This is a genomic window from Microtetraspora malaysiensis, assembly GCF_001528665.1.
Classification (GTDB): domain Bacteria; phylum Actinomycetota; class Actinomycetes; order Streptosporangiales; family Streptosporangiaceae; genus Microtetraspora_A; species Microtetraspora_A malaysiensis.
This window is the reverse complement of record NZ_BBYJ01000027.1, coordinates 37,127-59,727: the sequence shown is the minus strand read 5'-3', so window position 1 is coordinate 59,727 and position 22,601 is coordinate 37,127. Positions and strand designations below refer to the sequence as shown.

18 protein-coding genes are annotated in these 22,601 nt (G+C 72.0%); 7 read left to right on the top strand and 11 right to left on the bottom strand.

Going from position 1 to position 22,601, the window contains the following annotated elements; translation table 11 throughout:
• Positions 1-46: 46 nt before the first annotated feature.
• Positions 47-1,228 carry an L-2-hydroxyglutarate dehydrogenase gene (gene lhgD, locus AWQ71_RS31285; protein WP_067139912.1) on the bottom strand — a complete coding sequence of 394 codons (1,182 nt, stop codon included), beginning with the start codon at positions 1,226-1,228 and terminating at the stop codon, positions 47-49.
• Between the two features lie 74 nt (positions 1,229-1,302).
• Between lhgD and AWQ71_RS31280 the strand changes: the two genes are divergently transcribed.
• Positions 1,303-1,698 carry a hypothetical protein gene (locus tag AWQ71_RS31280; RefSeq protein ID WP_439650380.1) on the top strand — a complete coding sequence of 132 codons (396 nt, stop codon included), beginning with the start codon at positions 1,303-1,305 and terminating at the stop codon, positions 1,696-1,698.
• Between the two features lie 289 nt (positions 1,699-1,987).
• Here the strand turns inward: AWQ71_RS31280 and AWQ71_RS31275 are convergent, their stop codons facing one another.
• Positions 1,988-3,148: a hypothetical protein gene (locus AWQ71_RS31275; RefSeq protein ID WP_245658639.1), complete on the bottom strand. Its 1,161-nt coding sequence runs from the start codon at positions 3,146-3,148 to the stop codon at positions 1,988-1,990.
• Between the two features lie 190 nt (positions 3,149-3,338).
• Here AWQ71_RS31275 and AWQ71_RS31270 point away from each other — a divergent pair, with 190 nt between their 5' ends.
• Positions 3,339-4,307 (top strand): aldo/keto reductase, encoded by a 969-nt coding sequence (locus tag AWQ71_RS31270; RefSeq protein WP_067139909.1) that lies wholly within the window; start codon positions 3,339-3,341, stop codon positions 4,305-4,307.
• A 94-nt stretch (positions 4,308-4,401) separates the two neighbouring features.
• Here the strand turns inward: AWQ71_RS31270 and AWQ71_RS31265 are convergent, their stop codons facing one another.
• The 5 genes from AWQ71_RS31265 to AWQ71_RS31245 form a co-directional block, all read right to left on the bottom strand.
• Positions 4,402-5,067, bottom strand: a complete 666-nt coding sequence (locus AWQ71_RS31265; protein WP_067139905.1) for a 2'-5' RNA ligase family protein — start codon at positions 5,065-5,067, stop codon at positions 4,402-4,404.
• An 88-nt stretch (positions 5,068-5,155) separates the two neighbouring features.
• Positions 5,156-6,472 (bottom strand): MFS transporter, encoded by a 1,317-nt coding sequence (locus AWQ71_RS31260; protein WP_084259493.1) that lies wholly within the window; start codon positions 6,470-6,472, stop codon positions 5,156-5,158.
• A gap of 80 nt (positions 6,473-6,552) precedes the next feature.
• The gene (locus AWQ71_RS31255) at positions 6,553-7,014 is read right to left on the bottom strand and encodes a MarR family winged helix-turn-helix transcriptional regulator (RefSeq protein ID WP_067139902.1); all 462 of its coding nucleotides are present in this window, start codon (positions 7,012-7,014) and stop codon (positions 6,553-6,555) included.
• 147 nt (positions 7,015-7,161) lie between these two features.
• Positions 7,162-8,634 (bottom strand): NCS2 family permease, encoded by a 1,473-nt coding sequence (locus AWQ71_RS31250; RefSeq protein WP_067139899.1) that lies wholly within the window; start codon positions 8,632-8,634, stop codon positions 7,162-7,164.
• Between the two features lie 192 nt (positions 8,635-8,826).
• Entirely contained in the window at positions 8,827-9,354 is a 528-nt protein-coding gene (locus AWQ71_RS31245; RefSeq protein ID WP_067139896.1) for a GNAT family N-acetyltransferase, read from the bottom strand.
• A gap of 177 nt (positions 9,355-9,531) precedes the next feature.
• Here AWQ71_RS31245 and AWQ71_RS31240 point away from each other — a divergent pair, with 177 nt between their 5' ends.
• Positions 9,532-9,756 carry a DUF2530 domain-containing protein gene (locus tag AWQ71_RS31240; RefSeq protein ID WP_067139893.1) on the top strand — a complete coding sequence of 75 codons (225 nt, stop codon included), beginning with the start codon at positions 9,532-9,534 and terminating at the stop codon, positions 9,754-9,756.
• Between the two features lie 61 nt (positions 9,757-9,817).
• Here the strand turns inward: AWQ71_RS31240 and AWQ71_RS31235 are convergent, their stop codons facing one another.
• Positions 9,818-12,910, bottom strand: a complete 3,093-nt coding sequence (locus tag AWQ71_RS31235) for a sacsin N-terminal ATP-binding-like domain-containing protein (RefSeq protein ID WP_067139890.1) — start codon at positions 12,908-12,910, stop codon at positions 9,818-9,820.
• 182 nt (positions 12,911-13,092) lie between these two features.
• Complete coding sequence (locus tag AWQ71_RS31230) at positions 13,093-13,959, bottom strand: DUF3027 domain-containing protein (protein ID WP_067139887.1); 867 nt, start codon at positions 13,957-13,959, stop codon at positions 13,093-13,095.
• An 89-nt stretch (positions 13,960-14,048) separates the two neighbouring features.
• On the opposite strand from AWQ71_RS31230, the gene AWQ71_RS31225 reads away from it, so the two are divergent.
• The gene (locus tag AWQ71_RS31225) at positions 14,049-15,779 is read left to right on the top strand and encodes an MFS transporter (protein WP_245658637.1); all 1,731 of its coding nucleotides are present in this window, start codon (positions 14,049-14,051) and stop codon (positions 15,777-15,779) included.
• A gap of 66 nt (positions 15,780-15,845) precedes the next feature.
• On the opposite strand, the gene AWQ71_RS31220 is transcribed toward AWQ71_RS31225, so the two are convergent.
• Both AWQ71_RS31220 and AWQ71_RS31215 read right to left on the bottom strand, forming a co-directional pair.
• Entirely contained in the window at positions 15,846-16,244 is a 399-nt protein-coding gene (locus AWQ71_RS31220; RefSeq protein ID WP_067139884.1) for a cold-shock protein, read from the bottom strand.
• 89 nt (positions 16,245-16,333) lie between these two features.
• The gene (locus AWQ71_RS31215) at positions 16,334-16,939 is read right to left on the bottom strand and encodes an HAD family hydrolase (protein WP_369407226.1); all 606 of its coding nucleotides are present in this window, start codon (positions 16,937-16,939) and stop codon (positions 16,334-16,336) included.
• Between the two features lie 275 nt (positions 16,940-17,214).
• Here AWQ71_RS31215 and AWQ71_RS31210 point away from each other — a divergent pair, with 275 nt between their 5' ends.
• From AWQ71_RS31210 to AWQ71_RS31200, 3 genes are all read left to right on the top strand, one after another.
• Complete coding sequence (locus AWQ71_RS31210; protein ID WP_245658635.1) at positions 17,215-19,644, top strand: helicase C-terminal domain-containing protein; 2,430 nt, start codon at positions 17,215-17,217, stop codon at positions 19,642-19,644.
• Between the two features lie 199 nt (positions 19,645-19,843).
• Positions 19,844-20,332, top strand: a complete 489-nt coding sequence (locus AWQ71_RS43090) for an MgtC/SapB family protein (protein ID WP_067139881.1) — start codon at positions 19,844-19,846, stop codon at positions 20,330-20,332.
• 312 nt (positions 20,333-20,644) lie between these two features.
• Positions 20,645-22,309 carry a DNA repair helicase XPB gene (locus AWQ71_RS31200; RefSeq protein WP_067139878.1) on the top strand — a complete coding sequence of 555 codons (1,665 nt, stop codon included), beginning with the start codon at positions 20,645-20,647 and terminating at the stop codon, positions 22,307-22,309.
• Positions 22,310-22,601: the final 292 nt, after the last annotated feature.

The following is a 22,601-nucleotide window of genomic DNA, read 5'->3' as shown; positions in this document are numbered from 1 at the left end:
AGGCAACGTGAAGATGACGTTCAGGGCATCAAGCACTGTAGGTGCATCATCCTAAAGGCACCGTTAAGACGACATGCCGGGCGATGGCGAGGCTCGCCGTGGCGGCGGGCGACGGCGCGTTCCTGACCAGCACGATCCTGCCGTGGACGTCGATCGCGAAGTCGTCGATCAGCCGCCCGTCCCGGCCGACCGCCTGGGCCCGTACGCCTCCCTCCGCGGGTTCCAAATCCGCGGGCCCCAACATGGGGACGTACCGCCGCGCGGCGCTCAGGAACGCGTCCGGGGCCACCGAGCCGTACACCTCGCGCAGACCGGTGCGCCAGTTCCGCCCGGCCAGCCGCCAGGTTCCCGGCCAGCCGAGGATCTCGCGCAGATCACCCGGCGACAGGTCCCGCCACCGGTAGCCCTCGAACGCGAGGGCCATGACCGCGTTGGGGCCGACCAGGACCTCGCCGTCGATCCGCCTGGTCAGGTGGACGCCGAGGAACGGATAGCGGGGATCGGGCACCGGATAGATCAGCCCGCGCACCAGGCCGCGCGCCGCGCCCCGCAACCGCCGGTACTCGCCCCGGAACGGCACGATCCGCACGTCTCCCGGAGCCCCGGCGAGCGCGGCGACCCGGTCCGTGCCCAGCCCCGCGCACGACACCACCGCGTCGAACCTCAACCGGGAGCGCCCCGCGACCACCACCACGCCGCTCGCGATCTCGGACAGCGCCCTGACCGGATGCGACAGCCGTACGGCGCCGCCCATGGCGACCACGTCCTCGGCGAGACGGCGGGCGACGGCGGCGAAATCGGTGATCGCGGTGGTGGGCGAGTGCACCGCCCCCGCGCCCACCGCGAACGGCTCCACCTCGCGCAGCCCGAGCGCGTCCAGCTCGACGATGCCCGGAACGCCGTTCTCCCGCGCCCGCTCGGCGATCCGGCGCAGCGCGGGCAGCTCGGCCCGGGTCGAGGCGACGACCAGCTTGCCCACCTCGTCGTACGGCAGGCGGTGCTCGGCGCAGTATTCGCGCAGCATGGCGACGCCGTCCCGGCACAGCCGTGCCTTGAGCGATCCCGGGGCGTAGTAGATGCCGGCGTGGACGACCCCGCTGTTGTGCCCGGTCTGGTGCGCCGCGACCCGGCTCTCCTTGTCGAGCACGGTCACCTCGGCGCCGGAGGAGGCGAGCTCACGCGCGACCGCCAGCCCGAGGATGCCTGCGCCGATCACCCCGATCTTCATGATCGTCCGGCTTTCGCCCCCAGAACGCGCATCATCGCAAGTTAGCGCAGGCGACACCCCGAGGGACAGTCCTCGTGATCGAACTCATGTTCGGTATGCTGGTCGGCGTGTATCTGCCCACCGGATGGCCGTCGGAGGTGCGCCCGCCGGACACGCCCGACTGGGAGGAGTCGGCGGCGGCGTGGCTGCTCGACGCCGTCCCGCCCGACTACCGCGCGTACGGCGTGCTCAGGCGGCACCCGCTGGCGCTCGCCCGGATGGCCCGCCACCATGTCCAGGCGGAGATCGAGGCGGCCAGGACCGGCTATCGCGGCGCCGCCGTCGACCTGAAGGGCCACCTGCCGCCACACGCCGTCGAGGCCGTGCTCGACACCTACCGCCGCGAGGGCGCCCGCCTGGTACGGCTGGCCCGGTCGGTCGAGCTGGTCGAGCACGCGCTGCGCGGCGAGCCGTTCGTCGCCAAAATGTGAGCTGCCGAGCAAGGCGAGCGCCATAAGCACAGCGAGGGGCGCGGCGGTGTCTGGACTGAGGAACGAGCGGGCTGAGGAACGAGGCCCCGAGTGACGAGGGAAGACATCGACTGAAGGCGCCCCGAGCCCGCGCGAGCGAAGCGAGCGCCATAAGCACAGCGAGGGGCGCGGCGGTGTCTGGACTGAGGAACGAGCGGGCTGAGGAACGAGGCCCCGAGTGACGAGGGAAGACATCGACTGAAGGCGCCCCGAGCCCGCGCGAGCGAAGCGAGCGCCATAAGCACAGCGATCAGCGGGCGGTGCGGTAGGCGATCACGGCGATGATGCCGATCGCCCCGACCGCCGTCCCCACCCAGAGCGCCACCATCGAGAACGGGATCCCGCCGCCCTCGTCCTTATCCGGCCCGCCTCCCGACGCGGTGACCGATCCCTTGTCACCGGCCCCGGCCGTACCGGCGGGGGCGTCCACCGCCTCGGCGGGGGTCGCCGACGCGGACGACGCGACCGCGCCCGCCGGGAGCGGCACGCGGTAGACCGGACTCTTCACCCCCTCCGAGCCGGTCAGCAGCGCCGTGCCGTCCCGCGTGTACGCGATGGACTCGGCCTGCTTGAGCGGCGGCATCGTGAGGCGGGCGATGAGATCGCCCGGCGCGCGATAGAGCGAGGCGGAGAAATACGTACGGATGACGAAGCTCGACCCGTCCGGCGCGTACGCGGCGTCGGTCGCCATGATCGGCGCCGGTCCGACCCGCTTGAGCAGGTTCACCCGGTCGGTACGCAGTACCTTGGGCGCGATGAAGACGGAGCCGGAGAACTCCTTGCTCACGATGTACAGCCGGCCCGTCTTGGGATGGATCATCATCCCTTCGGCGTTCCTGGCGCCGCCCTCGTAGCGGAAGCGGTAACGGGTGGCCTGGAGCGTCGCCGACCGCATGGTCGCGGGCTCGGCCACCTTGTAGACGGAGACGTCCGGCCAGGCGCCGTCGAAGTTGTCGCCGATGTCGGCGAACCAGAGGATTCCCTTGCCGGTCGCCGGGTCCACGGAGGCGGCCATGGCCTCCCAGTCCCGCGCCGTCACGCCGGCCAGCCGGAACGTGGCCCGGGTCTTCCCGTCCATCCCGACGGCGAAGAACCGCGCGCTGTCGCCGCTGTCGTTGTGGGTGTAGACGATGCCGTCATGGGTGGGCGAGACGGCGAGCCCGCTGGACTCGTCGATGCGCGGGTCCTTGAAGGTGAACAGCAGCCGCCCCTCGTCCCCCTCCGCCGCCGGACGGCCGGCCGCCGCTCTCGCCGCAGCCGGAGGAGCCGCCGCCGTAGGAGAGACGGAGCGGGCGGCGGCGGGCGGCGCTCCGACGGACAGCGCGAGCACCGGGAGGAGGGCGAGCACCGGCGCCACCTGCCGGATCAACCGCCCGCCGGCCGTGCCGTCCGCGCGCTTTGTCCTCCGCATCGGCGATCTGCCCGTCCCGCTCCGCATGCGCCAATCATTCCCGACCGAACCCGCGCCGACGCCGTCGGCGCGGCCGCCGAGAGGCTATGTCGATCATTCGTTGGACGTCCTCATGGTTCCGCCGCGAGCCGAGCGAGTCGAGCCGGACGTACTCGACTGGAGTCCACTCCAGGTTCTTAGGGTGGAGGGCATGGATTACGGACAGCTCGGCCGCACAGGTCTCCAAGTCAGCAGGCTCTGTCTCGGCACGATGAACTTCGGCCCCGTGACCTCGGAGGACGACTCCTTCGCCATCATGGACCGCGCCCACGAGTTGGGGATCAACTTCTTCGACACCGCCAACGTGTACGGGTGGAAGAAGGGCGAGGGCATCACCGAGAACATCATCGGACGCTGGTTCGCCAAGGGCGGCGGCCGCCGCGAGCGCACCGTCATCGCCACCAAGCTCTACGGCGACATGGGCGACTGGCCCAACGAGGGCCGCCTGTCGGCGCTCAACATCCGCCGCGCCTGCGACGCGTCGCTGAAGCGCATGCAGACCGACTACATCGATCTCTACCAGGCCCACCACGTCGACCGGAACACCCCGTTCGAGGAGTTCTGGGAGGCCATGGACATCCTGAAGCAGCAGGGCAAGATCCTGTACGTCGGGTCGTCCAACTTCGCCGGGTGGCACATCGCCAAGGCGCAGGAGTCGGCCCGCCGCCGGAACTCGCTGGGCCTGGTCTCCGAGCAGTCCCACTACAACCTGATCGTCCGGGCCGCCGAGCTGGAGGTCATCCCGGCGTGTGAGGACTACGGGCTCGGCCTGATCCCGTGGAGCCCGCTCGCGGGCGGCCTGCTCGGAGGCATCCTCCGCAAGATCGACAAGGGGCGCTCCGCCTCCGAGACGATCGTCCGGGAGTTGGAGAAGCACCGCGACAAGATCGAGCGTTACGAGGCGTTCTGCGACGAGCTCGGCGAGGACCCGGCGAACGTCGGCCTGGCCTGGCTGCTCCACCAGAAGGCCGTCACCGCCCCGATCATCGGACCGCGCACCCTGGAGCAGCTCGACGGGACGGTCAAGGCCCTGGAGATCAAGCTCGACGAGAAGGCGCTCACCCGCATCGACGAGATCTTCCCCGGCTTCAAGACGTCTCCGGAGGAGTACGCCTGGTAGCTAGCGGAGCAACGCTCCGACCACCACGATGAGCACGAGCAGCGCGAGCACCGTGGGCAGCAACCAGCGACGAGGACGATCCACGCATTGGAGCCTAATCGCGTCCGCCGAGTGGGTAGACCGCGACCTGCTCATAGCGAACATGGGATCCCAGATGGCTGCACACCAGATGGACGACGTCCGCGTCCCATTCGCGCCCCCGGAACGCGCTCATCGCGGACACCAGCGGCCGCAGGTCGTCGCCGTGCCGTGACCGCGCCAGGGTCAGGTGGGGGTGGAACGGCTTCCGGTCCACCTCCGCCGCCCCGGCACGCCGGGCCCCGGCGGCGAGCGACGCCGCCAGCCGCACCATCGGCTCGGCGAACGCCCCCGAGTGCCCGCGCGGGCCTTCCCGCGTTTCCGCGCCCGGCGAGCTGTCGTGCCTCTCGGCGCTCGGGGAAACCTCCGTCTCTCCGTGATCCGAAGGGACGGTGTTGAGCCCCACCCAGAAGGTCCGCGCCCTGCTGAGCGAGGGGAACGCGCCGGCCGAGCCGAACCACACCCTCATGGGCTGATGGCGCGCGGCCGCGCGGGCCAGTCGTACGTCCAGCTCGGGCAGCACGGCGTCGGGCACCTCACCGAGGAACGCGAGCGTGACGTGCCACAGGGCGTCGTCCACCCAGCGCAGGCCCGGCCATTCCCCCCGCCTCGGGCCCACCTCGGCGGCGATCTCGGCCAGCACTCCGGCAGGCGGTGACAGCGCCACGAACAACCTGCTCACCCATCGATTCTCGCGCACCCTCGCGCGCGAGGGCTCCGGAGGGCCCGGCGGGCGAAGCGCCCGCCGCCGGCCCCCGGTGGCTCCCGGCTCAGGCCACGCGACCCGGCGCAGCCGCCAGCGCGTGTGCGCGCCTCGCGGGCGTCCGCTCCGCGGCGGCCGTCTCCTTCGCGGGCGTCTCGCCCGGCGCACCGTCCAGGGCCTTCTCCGGCCGCATCCGCGCGGCCACGATCCTGGTCACCAGTACGGCGAGGCCGACGCCGACCAGGCTGAGGACGCCCGCCGCGACCACCGACACCCGCGGACCGGCCGCCTCGGCCAGCCAGCCGACCAGCGGCGAGCCGATGGGGGCGCCGCCGGTGAAGACCAGGACGTAGATCCCCATGACGCGTCCGCGCATCTCGGGCGACGCGCCCATCTGGACGGTGGCGTTGGCGGTGGTGTTCACGGTCACCACGGCCATCCCGGCGGGGATCAGGAACGCCAGGAACGCCGGGTAGCCCGGCGCGAGGCCCGCGATGGCCTGGAAAACGCCGAAGCAGATCGCGCCGATGATCAAGAAGCGCCGGCTCGGCCTGACCCGCTTGGCGGCGAGCAGCGCCCCTCCGAGCGCGCCGATGGCGAACGCGCTGGACGCGACGCCGAACGAGGACGCGCCCGCGCCGAACACTCCGGTGGCCATGAGGGCGATGCTGGTCGAGAAGCTCTGGGTGAATATCGCCATCGACCCCACGAGCAGGATCGGCAGCAGCAGATCGGGACTCCGCGCGACGTACCGCAGCCCCTCGCGGAGCTGGCCCTTGGCCCGGGGCACGGGCTCGGGGGTGCGCAGCTCCGACTTGCGCATCAGCGCGAGCCCGGCGATCACCGCCGCGAACGACACGGCGTTCAGCAGGAAGATCGGTCCGGTGCCCATCCAGGAGATGAGCACGCCGGCCAGCGCCGGGCCGAAAACCCGGGCGAGGTTGAACGTCGAGCTGTTCAGCGCGATCGCGTTCGTCAGGTCCTCGCGGCCGACCATCTCGACGACGAACGACTGCCGCGTGGGCACCTCGACGCACGCGATGACACCGAGGACGAACGCCATCACGTAGACGTGCCAGACCTGGGCGGATCCGGTGAGGGTGAGGATCCCCATGGTGAGGGCGAGCGCGCCCATGAGCGACTGGGCCACGATGAGCACCGGGCGCTTCGGGTAGCGGTCGGCGAGCATCCCGCCCCACAGCCCGAACAGGAGCACCGGCAGGAACTGCAGCGCCACCGTCACGCCGAGCGCCACGCCGCTGTTCCCGCTCAGCTGCAGCACCAGCAAGTCCTGGGCGGTCCGCTGCATCCAGGTGCCGACGTTGGAGACGATGCCCCCGCCCGCGAACAGCCGGTAGTTGTAGTTGCGCAGGGACCGGAACATCCCACCGCCGTGCGGCGTCCGGCCCGTTTCCGCGTCCGCTTCGCCGACGGCGGTGCTCCGGCTCGACTCGCCGGCCGCCGTCAGGTCTTGGAGAGCTTCTCCAGGATCGGCGCCGCCGCTCTCAGCGTCGCCTTCTCCTCGGCCGTCAGCCCCTTCAGCTGCCGGGCCAGCCATGCCTCCTTGGTCCGCCGCTCCTCCTTGAGGAGCGTCGCTCCGGCCGCCGTCACGCTCACGGTGACCTGTCGCCGGTCCGTGGGATGCGGGCTGCGCGCAAGCAGGCCGCGCTCCTCCAGTTTTGCGATGACGCGAGTCATCGAGGGCGGTTGCACCTTCTCGTGCTCCGCCAGCTCGCCGGGCGTCATCGCGGCGTGCCGTTCGACGGCGGCCAGCGTCGCGAGCTGCGTGGGGGTCAAGGAATGCTGGGCGGCCTGCTTGCGCAGCCGCCGGTTCAGCCGCGCCAGCGAGACGCGCAGGGCGGACGCCAGGCCGGCGTCGGTTCGTAGATTCGCGATCGACTCTGTCTTGGGTTGGTTCGTTAGCATGACTCATTACCTTTGCTAACTATACCGGCTTTGCCGGTATTCCACGGTTCGGATCTTCGTCAAGGAAACGCAAAACGCGACCCTCGCGAAAGGCCCGCGGGGGTCGCGCGTGCGTACGGCGCCAGCGTACGACGAGGTGAGGCAGGATCAGAGACCGAGGACGGACTTGATCGGCTCCACGGTGAAGTACACGAGGAACAGCGCGGCGACGACCCAGAGCAGCGGGTGGATCTGCCGCGCGTGACCCTTCAGCGCCTTGATGAACACGTACGTGATGAACCCGGCGCCGATGCCCGCCGTGATCGAGTACGTGAACGGGATCAGCACGATCGTCAGGAACGCCGGGATCGCGATCTCGTAGTCGCTGAAGTCGATCTCCCGGATCTGCGTCATCATCAGGAAGCCGACGATGACCAGTGCCGGGGTCGCGGCCTCGGACGGCACGACCTGGGTCAGCGGGGCGAAGAACATCGCGAGAAGGAACAGGAAGCCGGTGACCACGCTGGCCAGACCGGTCCTGGCGCCCTCGCCGACGCCCGCGGCGGACTCGACGTAGGTGGTGTTCGAGGAGACGCTGGCCGCGCCGCCGGCGGCCGCGGCGAGGGAGTCGACCAGCAGGATCGAGCGGCTCCGCTCCATGGTGCCGTCGGGGGCGACCAGTCCCGCCTGGCGGCCGACGCCGACGACGGTGCCCATGGTGTCGAAGAAGTCGGCCAGCAGCAGGGTGAAGACAAGCAGGATCGCCGCGACGCCGCCGATCTTCGAGAAGCTCCCGAAGAGATTGAACTGGCCGAGCAGCGACAGGTCCGGCAGCTCCAGAAGGGTCGACGGCAGCTTGGGCACGATCAGCGCCCAGCCGTCCGGGTTGACCGGCTGTCCCGGCGCCATCTGCGGACCGATGTTGCCGATCGCCTCGACGACGACCGCCAGGATCGTGGTGCCGACGATGCCCAAGAGGATGGCGCCCTTGAACTTGCGGGCGATGAGGAACGCGGTCACGATCAGGCCGACGACGAAGACCAGCGTGGGCCAACCGGTGAGCGACCCGTTGCCGAGCGCGCCCAGCTTCACGGGGACGGTGGTGCTCGCGGCGTCGGGGATGCGCCGCACGAAGCCCGCGTCGACGAACCCGATCAGCGCGATGAACAAGCCGATTCCGACGCTGATCGCCGTTTTCAACTGCGCCGGGATGGCGTTGAAGACGGCCACCCGGAATCCGGTGAGCACCAGGATCGCGATCACGATTCCCTCGAGGACCACGAGACCCATCGCGTCCGCCCAGGTCATGTGGGTGGCGATGCCGAAGGCCACGAACGCGTTCAGGCCGAGCCCGGTCGCCATGGCCAGCGGCACCCGGCCGAAGATGCCCATCGCGATCGTCAGGATGCCGGCCGCGAAGGCGGTCGCCGCCGCGATCATCGGCAGGTTCGGGACGGTGCCGCCCCCGAGCACCTGCTCGGTCTTGTCGGCGACCGTGCCGATGATGATGGGGTTGAGCACGACGATGTACGCCATCGTGAAGAAGGTGGCGAAACCGCCGCGCACCTCCTGGCCGATGGTCGAGCCACGCTCGGATATGAAGAAGAAACGATCAAGAAAGCCGGTGGCTCGAGGATTCATGGGGTTACTCACGCGCGAAGAGTGGCAGGCGGTGTCACCTGCGAAAAGAGTCTGGTGATCAGTGTGACGGTTCCGTGACCGATTTGTGCATATTTTACGGCCTAGGGCGAGATGCCCCATTCTCGGAACTGTACAGCGGCCAACGATCTCCCTTTCGCGGCAGCCCCCTTGATGGAGCCGCGAGGCCTGCCGCTACCGCAGCTCGTGCGCGAGGAGCCCCATCATGAGGTAGTCGTAGCGCCTGCCGCCGCGGCGGAACGCCTCCCGCCGCCTGCCCTCCACAACGAAGCCGACCCTCTCGTACAGGCGCACCGCCGCGGCGTTCTCCGCGACCACCCAGAGCATCACCCGGTTCAGCCCGATCTCCTCGAAGGCGTACCGGCAGATCACCCGCAGGGCGTCGGTCGCGTACCCGGCTCCCCAGTGGTCGCGATCCCCGAGGGCGAAGCTCTCCAGGGTGATCTCGCCGCTCACGAAGTTGGTGTCGCCGAGAGCGGCGTACCCGATGAACTTCCGCTCGTCCAGGGTCTCGACGGCCAGGAGCATCCGCTCGAAGGTGTTACGCGGCCGCTCCTCGCCCCGCTTCATGTTCTGCGCGAGCGAGATCGGAGGCGCGGTGTCCATCCATCGCCCGACCTCGGGGTCGTGATACCAGCGCCACATCGGCTCGCTGTCCGCCGGCTCCAGGGCCCTCAGGTGTACGCGCTCTCCGGTCAGCATGGGTGATCTCCTCATGGTCGGCTGGGACAGGCTTACCGAGAGCCGCGATTCTCGCGCAACGGAATTACCGGGAGCCCGCCGACGCCCCACGGGGCCATCGGGACCGGCCGGCCGGCGTCGGCATCCGGACCCGCTCCGCTGTTCCCGCGATTTGCGGGGGCTTTAAGCTTGGGTCCCGTGAGCCAGCAGCCCCGGCCGGACCTCCAGCCGATCAGGACGAACGACACCGCGACCATCCTCATCGGTACGGCGCTGTGGCTGGTCGCGCTGGTCGTGCTGCTCATCGTGCGGCCGGAGGAGACCCGGTGGCTGTGGACCTGCGCGGCGGGGTTCGGCCTCGGCCTCTTCGGCCTCGCCTACATCCGCCGCCGCGACCGCCGCGACCGCCGCGGCCGCCCCTGAGCGGTCCGGGCGCTCCGGAGTCCCCGGGGCTCGGAGATCAGCCCCGCACGAATCCCGGTCCTCAGGAGTCCAGGTCCGCCTCGGCGAGCAGCAGCGGGACCCGCCCCGGGTCGCGCAGGAGCGCGGCGACCGCGAGCCGATCGCCCCACTGCCCGGACGCCCACGCCAGCCCGCGGGCCAGCCCCTCGACACCGGACGCGTGGACCTTCCCCTCGTAGAAGCGCCACGGCACCGGCCTGCCGTCCACCAGCAGCTCGCCGTGCTCGACGTACGTCGACGGGGCCGTCGGCAGCAGCGAGCGCACCTCCGGGGGCACCGGGCGCTCCTCACCGGACGACGTGACCGCGCCGCTCACCAGCTCGCCCGCCAGCGGCAGGTCGAGCAGCTCCGACAGCGCCTCGGCCAGGTCGAACGGCGCGAGCACCAGCGGCCGGTCCGCCACCAGGGCGAGCAGGTCGGGTGCCTCGACCACCACCGGCTCCCCGGCGTTCTCGGTCCCGCTGTCGCCCGTGCCGTCGATGACGCGGCCGTCCTCGACGTCCGCGACCACGATCTCCCCCTCCAGCACGGCACGCACCGCCGACGGCGGGCGCACCCGGGACGGGTCGACGGCCGCGAGGGCGATCCACAGGGCGCGCAGCTGCGCGCGGTCCACCTCGATCGACGGGTCGGCCATCAGGTCGAGCAGCTCGTCCGGGCCTCCGTGCGACGCCAGCAGCTCGGCCAGGGACGAACGGACGCCGATCATGGTCAGCGCGACCTCGTCCACCCCGGCGGGCGCGTCGCCGTACAGGCCGAACAGCAGCGGGTCACCGCCGGGCAGCCGCAGGGACGTCGGCCGCCTGCCGTCCAGCACCGGGTGGGTGCTCAGCCACCATGAGGTGTACGACGGCACCTCGACGACCTCACCCGACACCAGCACGCGCAGCGGCTGCAGGGCGGTGCGCAGCGGCGGCCGGGACAGGAGGGCGAGCGCCGACGGCCACTCCGCGACGTACTCGAGGTCGCGGACGGCGGTGAACTCGCGGGCCACGGGCGGCACGTCGAGCTCGGGCAGCAGGTCGAGGACCGTCTCCAGCCACTCGTCCTCGCGGTCGAGATCGTGGTCGCACTCCTCGGGGTCGAGCAGCACATCGGCGTCGTTGACCACGGCGAACCCGTCCAGAACGCCGGTGGCCGCGAGGACGTGCGAGCCGTACCGCTCGACCAGGTCGGGCGCGGCGACGCCGAACGGCACGTCCTGGTCGATCAGCGTGGCCAGCGCGCCGTCGGCCAGCAGCAGGTCGCCCGCGGGGTACAGCTCGCCGTCCGCGCCGCGCAGCGCCAGGCCGGCCAGCCACGGGGCCTCCCCCGCCGCCAGTCCGGCCGCCTCGACCAGCGCCAGCACGGCCTGCGCCACCGGCTCAGGATCGGCGCTGTCCGCCGACTCGGTCACCGCGGCGTGAGTGAGCGGGTCCTCCAGGACGGTACGCGGCGTCGCCTCGGCCGCCCCCAGCCGCAGCAGCAGCGGGTGCGCCGCGTCCGGATGCACGACGCGCAGGCCGAGCGGCGCCAGGACGGCCGGGTCGAGCGGGCCCGCCCCGGCGGCCGAGCCGTCGGTCAGGACCAGCGTGCCGCGCGGCCCGCGCACCAGCCGGCCGTCCGCGAGCGGCACGGGGACCGCGCCGATCGCCTCCGGGTCGTCCGCGGGCAGCACCTCGTACAGCGACCGCCACCACGCGGGTTCCCGGTCCTTCACGGCGTCACCGGAGAGCATGTCGATCACATCGGCCAGCTCCACCCGCCGTACGTCGAGGGCCGCCAGAGCGGGGTGGCGGGCCGGCCAGCCGGCGGGCAGCAGCCCGGGGACCATCTCGGCGATCGCGTCCAGGAACTCCGCCGGACCGGCCACGACCCTGGCCTCGCGTCCGGCCACCAGCCACCCGGAACGCCCGTCCGGCAGCTCCGTCCGGGGCACGGGGGCGGCCGCGTCCGTCCGGCCGTCCCGCGGCTCCTCGTCCGGCGCGGAGACGGCCGGCAGCAGGGGCACGTCCGGCAGGCGCCGCAGGATGGCGCGGCGGATCCGGGCGTCCAGCTCGCCCTTGCCGATGAGCCCCGGCACCAGGTCGAGCAGCCGCGACGTGCGCGGCAGCGACGCCATCAGCTCGACGTACGCGTCGGCCGCCCGCTCGACCAGGAAGTCCGTGAGGGGGCCGGAGGCGACGTGCCGCCGGTCGGTGGCCATCGGCAGCGTGGCGATCAGCAGCGCGGGCAGGTCGAGCGGCTCGTCGCTCGGCGTCGGCGCGTGGACGACGGGCGGCACGTCCTCCGGCAGCGGGCGCGGCTCGCCGGACGCCGCCACCGGCACCGCCCAGCCGACCTGCCAGTACGGCCGGGACCGCTCCTCGGTCGGCCGGTCGGCGAACAGCTCGGCCACCTGCGCCGCGTCGAAGGAGCCGGAGGCGGTGACGGAGTGCCACCCGTCGGCGGAGATCACCCGGGTCTCGCCGTCCAGCTCGATCTCGATCACGGCGAGCGCCTGCATGGCCAGTGGCAGCGCCGGGCCCGCCTCACGCAGCATGCGCCGTACGGCCCGCTCTGCCGTCTTGTCCCGGAGCGGGAGCCGTACCAGCGTGTCGAAACCGTCCGGCACGTCGGCCGGCTCGGCGGGGAAGGGCAGCCGGAGCAGCGGGACGTGGCCCTCGCGCCCGGCCAGCTCGGCGGCCAGCTCGGGCCGCGCGGCGACCAGGGCGGCCGTCTCGTCACGGGACCAGCGGACGCCGCCGGTCTCCCGCGAGACGATCGACGGCGCGTCGCAGACCGACACTACGGCGGCGAACCCGACGCCGAACCGGCCCACGGCGCCGGTCTCGTCCTTCTTGCCGGACACCCGCAGCGTGGACAGCCCCTCCACGCCCTCGGCGTCCAGCGGGGCTCCCGTGTTGGCGGCGAAGAGGACGCCGTCGCGCAGGGTCAGCCGCAGGTGGCCGGGCGCTCCGGCACGCAGCGCGGCGTCCGCCGCGTTCTGCGCCAGCTCGACGACCAGCCGGTCGCGGTAGCCGCCGAGCGCGAAATCCTCCTCCGCGTTGGCGTCCTCGCGGAACCGGGCGGGAGAGGCCGTCCACGCCGCGAGAACGGTGTCGCGCATCCGCGCGGTGCCGAAGGAGTCGTTCATCTCGTGAGCCCCCAGGTCCAGATCTCGCCGCCACGTCCGGACGTACCTTAGCCAACTGGCGCCCACTTCCACGTACCGTCGCGATCACGCGGAAAACGCGGGCGAGCAGCAGCGAACCACGCCACGTCGTGGCCCGGCCTCGAACAGCGCGAGGCGAACGGAGAAGGCCCGAGCGGCCCGGGTCAGGAGTGGCCGAGGGGCTCGGACTCGGTCTCGTCCACGGAGCCCTCGGACTCGGCGGGGCCACCCGGCCGCACGCCCTGGGCCCCGGCCCAGGCCTCCTCTTCCTCCGCCTCGGCGGGCAGCAGGTCGTATCCGAGGTCGTCGAGGATCGGCGGCGGCTGGTCGCCGATCATCGAGGGCACCTTGGTGGCCTCGGAGTGGGCCCCGCAGCCGTGGTCCGCGGCGACCACGCGCCCGTCGTCCGGGGCGTACTCGTTCGCGCAGACGCCGAACCCGAGGCGCAACGCGCCCGCGAGCGGCCAGTAGAACCCGCAGGTGGAGCACTGGGCCGGCGCCACGTGCGCGATGGGGCTGTGCGGGCCCGAGTCACCGGTGTGCCAGCGGCGCACCGCGAGGTCGCGGCCGAAGGCCGAGAGCACCCTGGCCCGGCCCAGGCCGTACTCGAAGATCATCTGACGGTCGGAGTCGTCATCGGTGGCGGTGAATCCCGGCGCCAGCCGGTCGTCGTCGGCCTCGGCCGGGAGCAGGTCGCCCACGCCGAGGTCGCCGGGACGTAGCCGCCGGCTCCACGGGATCCAGTTCGGGGCGAGCAGCGCGCCCTTTCCGGGCATCAGCACGGTCTCGCTCACCGTCACGACTCGCGCCCGCGACGCGCGCACGACGGTCACGGCCCAGCGCCACCCCTTGTACGCTCGATCAAGACACTCGAAGTAGTGCGTGACGATGCGGTCGCCCTCATTGTCGAAGCCGAGATGCGCGCCCACCTCCTGCGGACGGGCGATTTCATCGGCGGCCCCTCGGGCCAGGTCGACGGCCGCAACGCATGCCTGGTCCGCTGCGGCGCTTCGGGTTCGGGTGCGACTCACACTCCATTTTCACCCACGCCGCGAGCGGACGACACCCTGATCAGTGGGTAAGACTGGAATTCCCCAGGCTGGGAAGGGAGTCGTTCTTCGTGGGGAATGCCGGGAACCGACTGCGTCGCGCGACGCGTGCCACCGCCGACGCCTCCCAGCGGGGGGCGCGGTCGGTCGCGCACGCGGGACGGAAAATCGGGCAGGGATCCCGGAGCCTGGGGCGGGCGACGCGCAGGCTCACCCACGCCCAGGGGGCCGGCCGTACCGGGCTCGGCCGCCTGATCGAGCTGACCTCCACGCACTCGGCGGGCGACGCGCTCGTCACCGTGGCGCTGGCGGGGGCGCTGTTCTTCAAGCTGCCGGTCGGCCAGGCGCGCGGCCAGGTCGCGCTCTACCTGCTGGTCACGATGATCCCGTTCACGGTGGTCGCGCCCTTCGTGGGGCCGGTGCTCGACCGGTACCGCTCCGGCCGCCGCTACGTCATGGCGGGAACACTCTTCGCGCGGGGACTTCTGTGCTGGGGCATGGCGGCGGCGATCCGGCCGTCCGACGCGCTCACGCTCTTTCCGGCCGCCCTCGCCGTGCTGGTTCTGTCGAAGGCGTACAACGTGTCCCGGGCGGCGATCATGCCGAGCGTGCTGCCCGCCGACATCACCCTGGTCGCGGCCAACGCCCGGGTGGCGCTGTTCGCGCTGGTCGCCGCCGGTGCGGCGGCCGGGATCTCCACCGGGCTGACCGCCTGGCTGGGGGCCGACTGGGTCCTGCGCGCCACCACGGCGCTCTTCCTCGCCGCCGGCGTCGCCGCGGTACGGCTGCCGCGGCACGTCGACTCCCCGGATCTCGAGGCCGACCTCGCCCCTGAGGCCCCCGATGCCCCTGGCTCCCCCGACGGCCCGTACGCGCCGGACGGCCCGGCAGGCGCGGACCGGGGGCCGGGCGAACACGGTCAGGGCGGCCCTCAGGGGAGGGCCCGGCCACGGCTGCTCCGGCGCGAGCTGATCCAATTCGGACCGGTGGTGGGCGAGTCCATGTGGGCGAACACCGCGATCCGCGTGCAGGGCGGGTTCCTCGTCTTCTTCCTGCTCTTCCTCGTGCAGGACGGCAAGATCCCCGGCCTGGCGCCGCACATCACTCTCGGCCTGCTCGCGGTCGCGGCCGGCGGAGGCGGCCTCCTCGGGGCGGTGGTCGCCTCGTGGACCCGGTCGCGCTCTCCCCGGGTCATCGTGCTCGGCACGCTCGCCCTGGCCACCGTCGCCACGGTCGTCACCGCGGTCTTCTTCACCCTGTGGACGGCGGTGCTCGTGGCGCTGGTCGCGGCCTTCGCCCAGGGCCTCGGCAAGCTCGCGCTGGACGCGATCGTGCAGCGCGAGGTCGCCGAGGAGGTGCGATCCTCCACGTTCGGCATCACCGAGGCGCTGCTCCAGATCGCCTGGGTGTTCGGCGGCCTGGTCGGCCTGGTGATGTCGCTGTCCGCGCACGGCCCGGCCGGGCTCGCCGTGGTCTCCGCCGCGCTCGCCGCCACGTTCGTCTGGCTCCTCGTACGGCGGCGCAGCCGGCTCGCCGCCGTCGCGCGGCAGGTCCCCGAGCCCGGCGGGACGCCGCCGGCGGAGCCGGACGGCGAGGCGGCGACGGCCGGTCGTGAGGGCAACAGTGAGGACGACGGTCAGGGCGACGGTCAGGGCGACGGCGCGACGATCCCGCAGGACGGCGAGACGCCGCAGGGTCCGGTGTGGACGCCGCACCAGGACCCCGACGTCACCCCCGTCATCCCGCGCGAGCCGCTGCGGCCCCGGCGGGACGACACCAAGCCCCTGACGAATCCGTACTGAGCCCGTGCTTGAGCCCGTGCTTGAGTACGTGCTGAGGGCGGCCGTCCCGGCGGGGCGTGCGGAGGGTCAGCCTTCGATGTCGTCCGCGACGGCGCGCAGCACGCTCGCGACCTTCTTCGCGTGCGCGGTGTCGGGGTGCTTCCCCTTCTGGTAGGACGTCGAGATGTCGTCGAGCAACTTGATCAGGTCCTCGACGATGACGACCATCTCGTCCGGCTTCTTGCGCTTGCCCTTGGCCCGCACAGCCCTGGCGAGGGTCGGCGGCTGCTCGAGAACCCGGACCGACAGGGCCTGCTGGCCGCGACGGCCCTCGGCCACTCCGAACTCGACCTTCTGCCCGGGTTTGAGGACGTCCACGCCCTTGGGCAGCGCCGATGAATGCACGAAAACCTCACCGCCGTCGTCGCGGGTGAGGAAGCCGAATCCCTTGTCGGCGTCGTACCACTTGACCTTGCCACTCGGCACAGGGGTGACCTCGTTCAGACTGTCGTGAAAGGAATGGATGTAGGTTATGCCCGCGAAGGGCGCTTGTGGATCGCCTTGACGGCCGTGTTTTACAACGGGGAAGCGGCGGTCCAGGAGTCGAACCATCCGGCGAAGTGGGTGAGGTCCTCCAGCACCACGTCAGCTCCATGATCGACTAGTTGATCCGCCGTGAACGCCCCGGTTGCCACCGCGACACTCGTGGCGCCACCGGCACGCGCCGCTTCGATGTCGGCTACGTGATCTCCAACATATGCTCCGGCACCGAAACTCGCGAGAGCCCGTCCCTTGTCCGCGCCGAAAACGGACCCGACGACCTTGTCCACGTCGAAGCCCAGCAGGTCCACGGTGCGCCGGGCGTCGCGCACGTTCTTGCCGGTGACCACGATGATCCGGCCGCCCACCCGGCGGATCGCCGCGAGCGCCTCGCGCGCCCCGGGCATGTGCTCCGTGGCGGGCAGCGCGATCCGCGGATACAGCTTCCGGTACAGCGCCACCGCGGCGGGCACCTCCTCCTCCGGCATCCAGTGGGCCAGCTCCACCTCCAGCGGCGGCCCGAGCCGGGAGACCACCACGTCCACGTCGATGGGGTAGGCGAGGCTCGGCAGCATCGCCTCGTACACGGCCGCGATCGCCGCGCGCGTGTCCGCCAGAGTCAGGTCAAGGTCAAATCCCACCGAGTTCACCTGATAAAGGATGCCAAAGCCCGACACGGCACCGCATCGGCATATAGCGGCACCGTACGGGCGGACCCGCCGGGGACGCGGCGGCCCTGGATCCGGCCGCCCGGAGCCCGGGGAGGGCGGCACGGGCCCGGCACCGGTGCGGCGTCCGACGGGGAGTCCGACGGGGAGTCCGACAGGGAGCCGCGATCCCCGCCGGGCCGGCCCGCCCTCGGAGCGGCCGCCTTCACCGGAGAAACCCTCGTATCCGTACTCCTACGATGAGAAGGATGAGCGACGGGATGAGCGGTGATTTCACCGCGTGGCTGCGCGGCCGCGCGGACGAGCAGCTCCGCGCCCTGGTGGCGGCCCGTCCGGAGCTCGTCATGCCGGTCCCGCCGCACATCGAGGGGCTGGCGGCACGCGCCGGCACCCCCTCCGCGATCGGCCGCGCGCTCGACCGGCTCGACCGGTTCTCGCTCTCCGTGGTCGAGACGCTGACCCTCCAGCCCGGCCCCGCGGCGTACCGGGACCTGCGCGCGCTCCTCACCCGCGCGCTCCCGCACAGGAGCCGCGCCGAGGAGCGGCGGCGGGCCCAGGCGCTGGACGCCGCGCTCCGGGACGCGGTGGACCGGCTGCGTACGACCTGCCTGATCTTCGGCCCGGACGAGGCGCTGCTGCCCGCGCCGGGGGTCACCGAAGCCCTCGACCCGCCGGCGGGTCTCGGGCCGCCCGCCACCGAGGTGTTCCGGCACCACCCGCCCGAAGCCCTCACCGCCCTGCTCGCCGACATCGCCCCGGGAGAAGCGGACGATCCTCCGGTACGACGGCTGGCGGCGCTGCTCGCCGAGCCCGGCATCGTCGAGCGGCTGGTCGCCGAGGTGTCCCCGCAGGCGCGGGCGGCGCTGGACGAGCTGGCCTGGGGCCCGCCGAGCGGCCGGGTCGCGGGGGCCAGGCGCGAGATCCGCACGGCCACCGCGCGGTCGCCGATCGAGGAGCTGCTCGCCCGCGGCCTCCTGGGGGCGACCGGCGAAGAGACCGTCGCCCTGCCGCGCGAGGTGGCGCTGGTCCTGCGCGAGGGTCGCCTCCACCGGGACCTGTCCCCCGGGCCGCCCGAGATCGACGGCGTCGCCCGCGACCAGGCGCTGGCCGACCGGACCGCCGCCGGTCAGGCGTTCACCTTCGTCCGCACCGTCGAGGAGCTGTGCGAGCTCTGGAGTCACGATCCACCGGGCGTCCTGCGCGCGGGCGGCCTCGCCGTACGGGATCTGAAACGGACGGCACAGCTCCTTGACCTGCCCGAATGGACGGCCGGACTCGTGGTGGAGGTCGCGCACGCGGCCGGGCTCGTCGCCTCCGGCGGATCGGTCGACGGCGAGTGGCTGCCCACCTCCGCGTACGACGCGTGGCGGATCAAAGCGACCGAGGACAGATGGGCCGTGCTCGTGTCCGCCTGGGCGGGCATGGACCGCGCCCCCGGCCTCATCGGCGAGCGGGACGAGCGCGACCGGCCGATCAACGCGCTGCATCCGGACCTGCGCCGGTCGGCCGCCTCCGAGGTGCGCCTGCGCACGCTGTCGGTGCTCGCCGCGGCCGGCCCGGGCATCGCGCCCACAGCGGCGTCGGTGATCGGCCGCCTCGCCTGGGAGCAGCCGCGCCGCCGGGTCGCGCAGCGCGACCGGCTGGCCGAGTTCGCGCTGCGCGAGGCCGAGCACATCGGCGTCACCGGGCTCGGCGTCCTGTCCGGCCACGGCCGCGCGCTGCTGCGCGCCTTCCCTCCGTACGGGGCCGGGGAGGGCGGCGCCGGAGCCGGCCCGGCGGAGCTGCTCGCGCCGCTGCTGCCCACGCCGGTGGACCGGGTGCTGCTGCAGGCCGACCTGACCGCGGTGGCCCCCGGGCCGCTCGTCAGCGACCTCGGCCGCTGGCTCGCACTGGCGGCGGACGTCGAGTCCAAGGGCGGCGCGACCGTCTACCGATTCAGCGAGGGGTCGATCCGCCGGTCGCTCGACGCGGGCCAGTCGGCCGACGAACTGCTCGCGACGCTTGAGCGGCATTCGACCACGCCGGTGCCGCAGCCGCTGCGCTATCTGATCACCGACGTGGCACGCAGGCACGGCCGGATCCGGGTCGGCACGGCCTCGGCGTACATCCGCTGCGACGACCCGGCGGTCCTGGACGAGGTGGTGGCCGACCGGCGCGCGACGGTGCTACGCCTGCGCAGGCTCGCGCCGACCGTGCTCGCGTCCAAGACGTCGCGAGCGACCCTGGTGGACACGCTGCGGGCGATGGGCTACGCGCCCGTGGCCGAGTCCCTGGAGGGAGACATGCTGGTGGCGCGGGCGGACGCCCGGCGCACCGAGGGCCAGCCGCTCGCCCGGGGCGGGGCCGCGACCGCGCCCGACCCCGACATCGTGGCCGCCGCCGTACGCGCGATCAGGGCCGGAGACGACGCCCACCTCGCCCGCCGCGGGCCGGCGGACGCGCCTCGCGGGCAGGTCCCGCGCTCACCGTCGACCGCGACGATCACCGCCCTCCAGGAGGCGATCCGCCAGGGGACGCGGGTGTGGATCGGCTATCTCGACTCGCAGGGGCACGCCACCAGCCGCATCCTGGAGCCGGCCCGGATGGAGGGCGGCTATCTGACCGCGTACGACGAGACCAGGGCGGCGGTCCACCGCTTCGCGCTGCACCGCATCACCGGCATCGCGGACGTGAACTGACGTTAAATCCGTTGCCGTCGGATGCCCGATTTGGCGATGATCCGGCTGACCGATGGGGTCCGGATTGGCGACCGGCCCCGGGCGGTCACCGCGCTCCCCGTTTCGACGCCGTCCTCAGCATCGGAACGGGGAGCGCCATACCGTGATATTTCTGGAGTCCGACAATCTGCGGCGAAACGCGACAAAGGATCGACCCACGGTGACGACCCCAGACCAGCCGGGCCAGAACCCCAACGAGTGGCAGAGCCCGCAGAATCCGTACGGGACCGATCCCCAGTACGGCCAGCAGTACGGCTCCCAGTACGGCCAGGGGCCCTACGGCCAGCAGCCGTACGGGGATCCGGGGTACGGGCAGCAGCCGTACGGGTACCAGGGCCACCCCGGGCCCTACGGGCCCCCTTACGGCCAGCAGCCGTACGGGTACCCGCCCCGGCAGGAGGGCCCGCGCACCCACGCGATCGTGGCCCTCGTCATCAGCATCGTGCTGGCGCTGAGCTGCTACGTCTCACTTGGCGGCATCGCGGGCGCCATCCTGTCCGGCGTCGCGCTCAGCAAGATCGACACCGAGCCGGACACGTCCCGGCGCATGCTGAAGTGGACGTGGATCTCCATCGGCATCAACGTCGTCCTGCTCGTCATCGGGTTCGGCGTGCTCATCTGGGCCGGCGTGAACGGCTACCTCGACTAGGTCACAGGCACTCCCTGGTCCGGCTTCCAAGGACAACTCCTTTCACCGCGCAGCAGACGCGCCGCTCACGGAGGGCACACGACCCCGAAGGCCGATGTGGGCGGCGTTCCACGACGTCGAGTTCCCGGATCCGCAGCAGGTGCTCCCGGCCCCGCACACCCGGACGGCCGGCTTCCGGGGCCGCACTGCTGCGCCGGGGACGCCCACCCGGGTGCGGGGACACACCTTGACCCACGGCCGATTGAGTCAACCTGGGAGTGATTCCGCTCGATCCCTTGTTTGATAGGCGGTAGCCGTACAAGGGAGCAGGCATTGAATGACGGACCGCTGATCGTTCAGTCGGACAAGACGCTGCTGCTCGAAGTCGACCACGAGCGGGCGGCCGAGTGCCGCAAGGCGATCGCGCCCTTCGCCGAGTTGGAGCGCGCCCCCGAGCACGTCCACACCTACCGGGTGACCCCGCTCGCGCTGTGGAACGCGCGCGCGGCCGGGCACGACGCCGAGCAGGTCGTGGACACGCTGATCGGGTTCAGCCGCTATCCGGTCCCGCACGCGCTCCTCGTGGACGTGGTCGAGACGATGGCCCGCTACGGGCGGCTGCGGCTGGAGAAGCACCCCACCCACGGGCTCGTGCTGACCAGCACCGACCGGGCGGTGCTCGAAGAGGTACTGCGCGCCAAGAAGGTGCAGCCCCTGGTGAGCGAGCGGATCGACGCCGAGACCGTCATGGTGCACCCCTCCGAGCGCGGCAACATCAAGCAGATACTGCTCAAGCTGGGCTGGCCCGCCGACGACCTGGCCGGCTACGTCGACGGCGAGCACCACGCCATCGCGCTCGCCGAGGACGGCTGGACGCTCCGGCCGTACCAGCAGGAGGCGGCGGACGCCTTCTGGCACGGCGGCTCCGGCGTCGTCGTGCTGCCCTGCGGCGCGGGCAAGACGATCGTCGGCGCGGCGGCGATGGCGCACGCCCAGGCGACCACGCTCATCCTGGTCACCAACACGGTCTCCGCCCACCAGTGGAAGCAGGAGCTGATCAAGCGGACGTCGCTGACCGCCGACGAGATCGGCGAGTACACCGGCACCAAGAAGGAGATCCGGCCGGTCACCATCGCGACGTACCAGGTCATGACGACCAAGCGTCAGGGCGTCTACCGGCACCTGGAGCTGTTCGACGCCCGCGACTGGGGGCTCGTGGTCTACGACGAGGTCCACCTGCTGCCCGCGCCGATCTTCCGGATGACCGCCGACCTGCAGGCCCGCCGCCGGATCGGGCTCACCGCCACGCTGGTCCGCGAGGACGGCCGCGAGGGCGACGTGTTCTCGCTGATCGGCCCGAAGCGGTACGACGCGCCCTGGAAGGAGATGGAGAACCAGGGCTGGATCGCCCCGGCCGACTGCGTCGAGGTCCGGGTCACGCTCGGCGACGAGGAGCGGCTGGCCTACGCGATGTCGGAGGCCGAGGAGCGCTACCGCTTCTGCGCCACGACCCCGTCCAAGAACCGCGTCGCCGAGGCCCTCGTACGGCGGCACGCGGGCGAGCAGGTCCTCGTCATCGGGCAGTACATCGACCAGCTCGACGAGCTGGGCGAGCACCTGGACGCGCCGGTGATCAAGGGAGAGACGCGGGTACGCGAGCGGGAACGCCTGTTCCAGGCGTTCCGCGACAAGGAGATCCAGGTGCTGGTCGTCTCGAAGGTCGCGAACTTCTCGATCGACCTGCCCGAGGCGTCCATCGCGATCCAGGTGTCCGGCACCTTCGGGTCGCGGCAGGAGGAGGCGCAGCGACTCGGCCGCGTGCTCCGGCCGAAGGCCGACGGCGGCGGCGCCCGGTTCTACTCCGTGGTCAGCCGCGACACCGTCGACCAGGACTTCGCCGCCCACCGGCAGCGCTTCCTCGCCGAGCAGGGGTACTCGTACCAGATCATCGACGCTGACGAGGTGCTGGCCGAGGGGGAGGAGGACCCGGCGAGGTGACCCTTGCCGGGAGTTCCTCGGCGTGGGACGGCCCGGCCGTCCCCTGCGTTCACGATCCGGTCCGGGTCGGCCCGGTCCGGTCGCGCTGTGTAACGGCCTAGGTCCAGGAAAGACCGCGGGCTCGGGACAACCGCATCACCCCCTCACAACGCCGACCGGTGCCCATCACAACCGGTCGCGGCATACCCCGTCATTGGCTCAAGACACGCGATTTGCGGGGATTTTTCGGCATTGATGCCGTGCCGGTTTATTCGATTTCGCACCGTATCGAGGTGATTACCAGGAGATCATC

Coding starts and splice junctions, on each gene's coding strand:
- AWQ71_RS31275 (WP_245658639.1), bottom strand. CDS start 3,148: ATGCGGAGGACAAAGCGCGCGGACGGCACGGCCGGCGGGCGGTTGATC.
- AWQ71_RS31245 (WP_067139896.1), bottom strand. CDS start 9,354: ATGCTGACCGGAGAGCGCGTACACCTGAGGGCCCTGGAGCCGGCGGAC.
- lhgD (WP_067139912.1), bottom strand. CDS start 1,228: ATGAAGATCGGGGTGATCGGCGCAGGCATCCTCGGGCTGGCGGTCGCG.
- AWQ71_RS31210 (WP_245658635.1), top strand. CDS start 17,215: ATGAGCGACGGGATGAGCGGTGATTTCACCGCGTGGCTGCGCGGCCGC.
- AWQ71_RS31270 (WP_067139909.1), top strand. CDS start 3,339: ATGGATTACGGACAGCTCGGCCGCACAGGTCTCCAAGTCAGCAGGCTC.
- AWQ71_RS31235 (WP_067139890.1), bottom strand. CDS start 12,910: ATGAACGACTCCTTCGGCACCGCGCGGATGCGCGACACCGTTCTCGCG.
- AWQ71_RS31250 (WP_067139899.1), bottom strand. CDS start 8,634: ATGAATCCTCGAGCCACCGGCTTTCTTGATCGTTTCTTCTTCATATCC.
- AWQ71_RS31255 (WP_067139902.1), bottom strand. CDS start 7,014: ATGCTAACGAACCAACCCAAGACAGAGTCGATCGCGAATCTACGAACC.
- AWQ71_RS31260 (WP_084259493.1), bottom strand. CDS start 6,472: ATGTTCCGGTCCCTGCGCAACTACAACTACCGGCTGTTCGCGGGCGGG.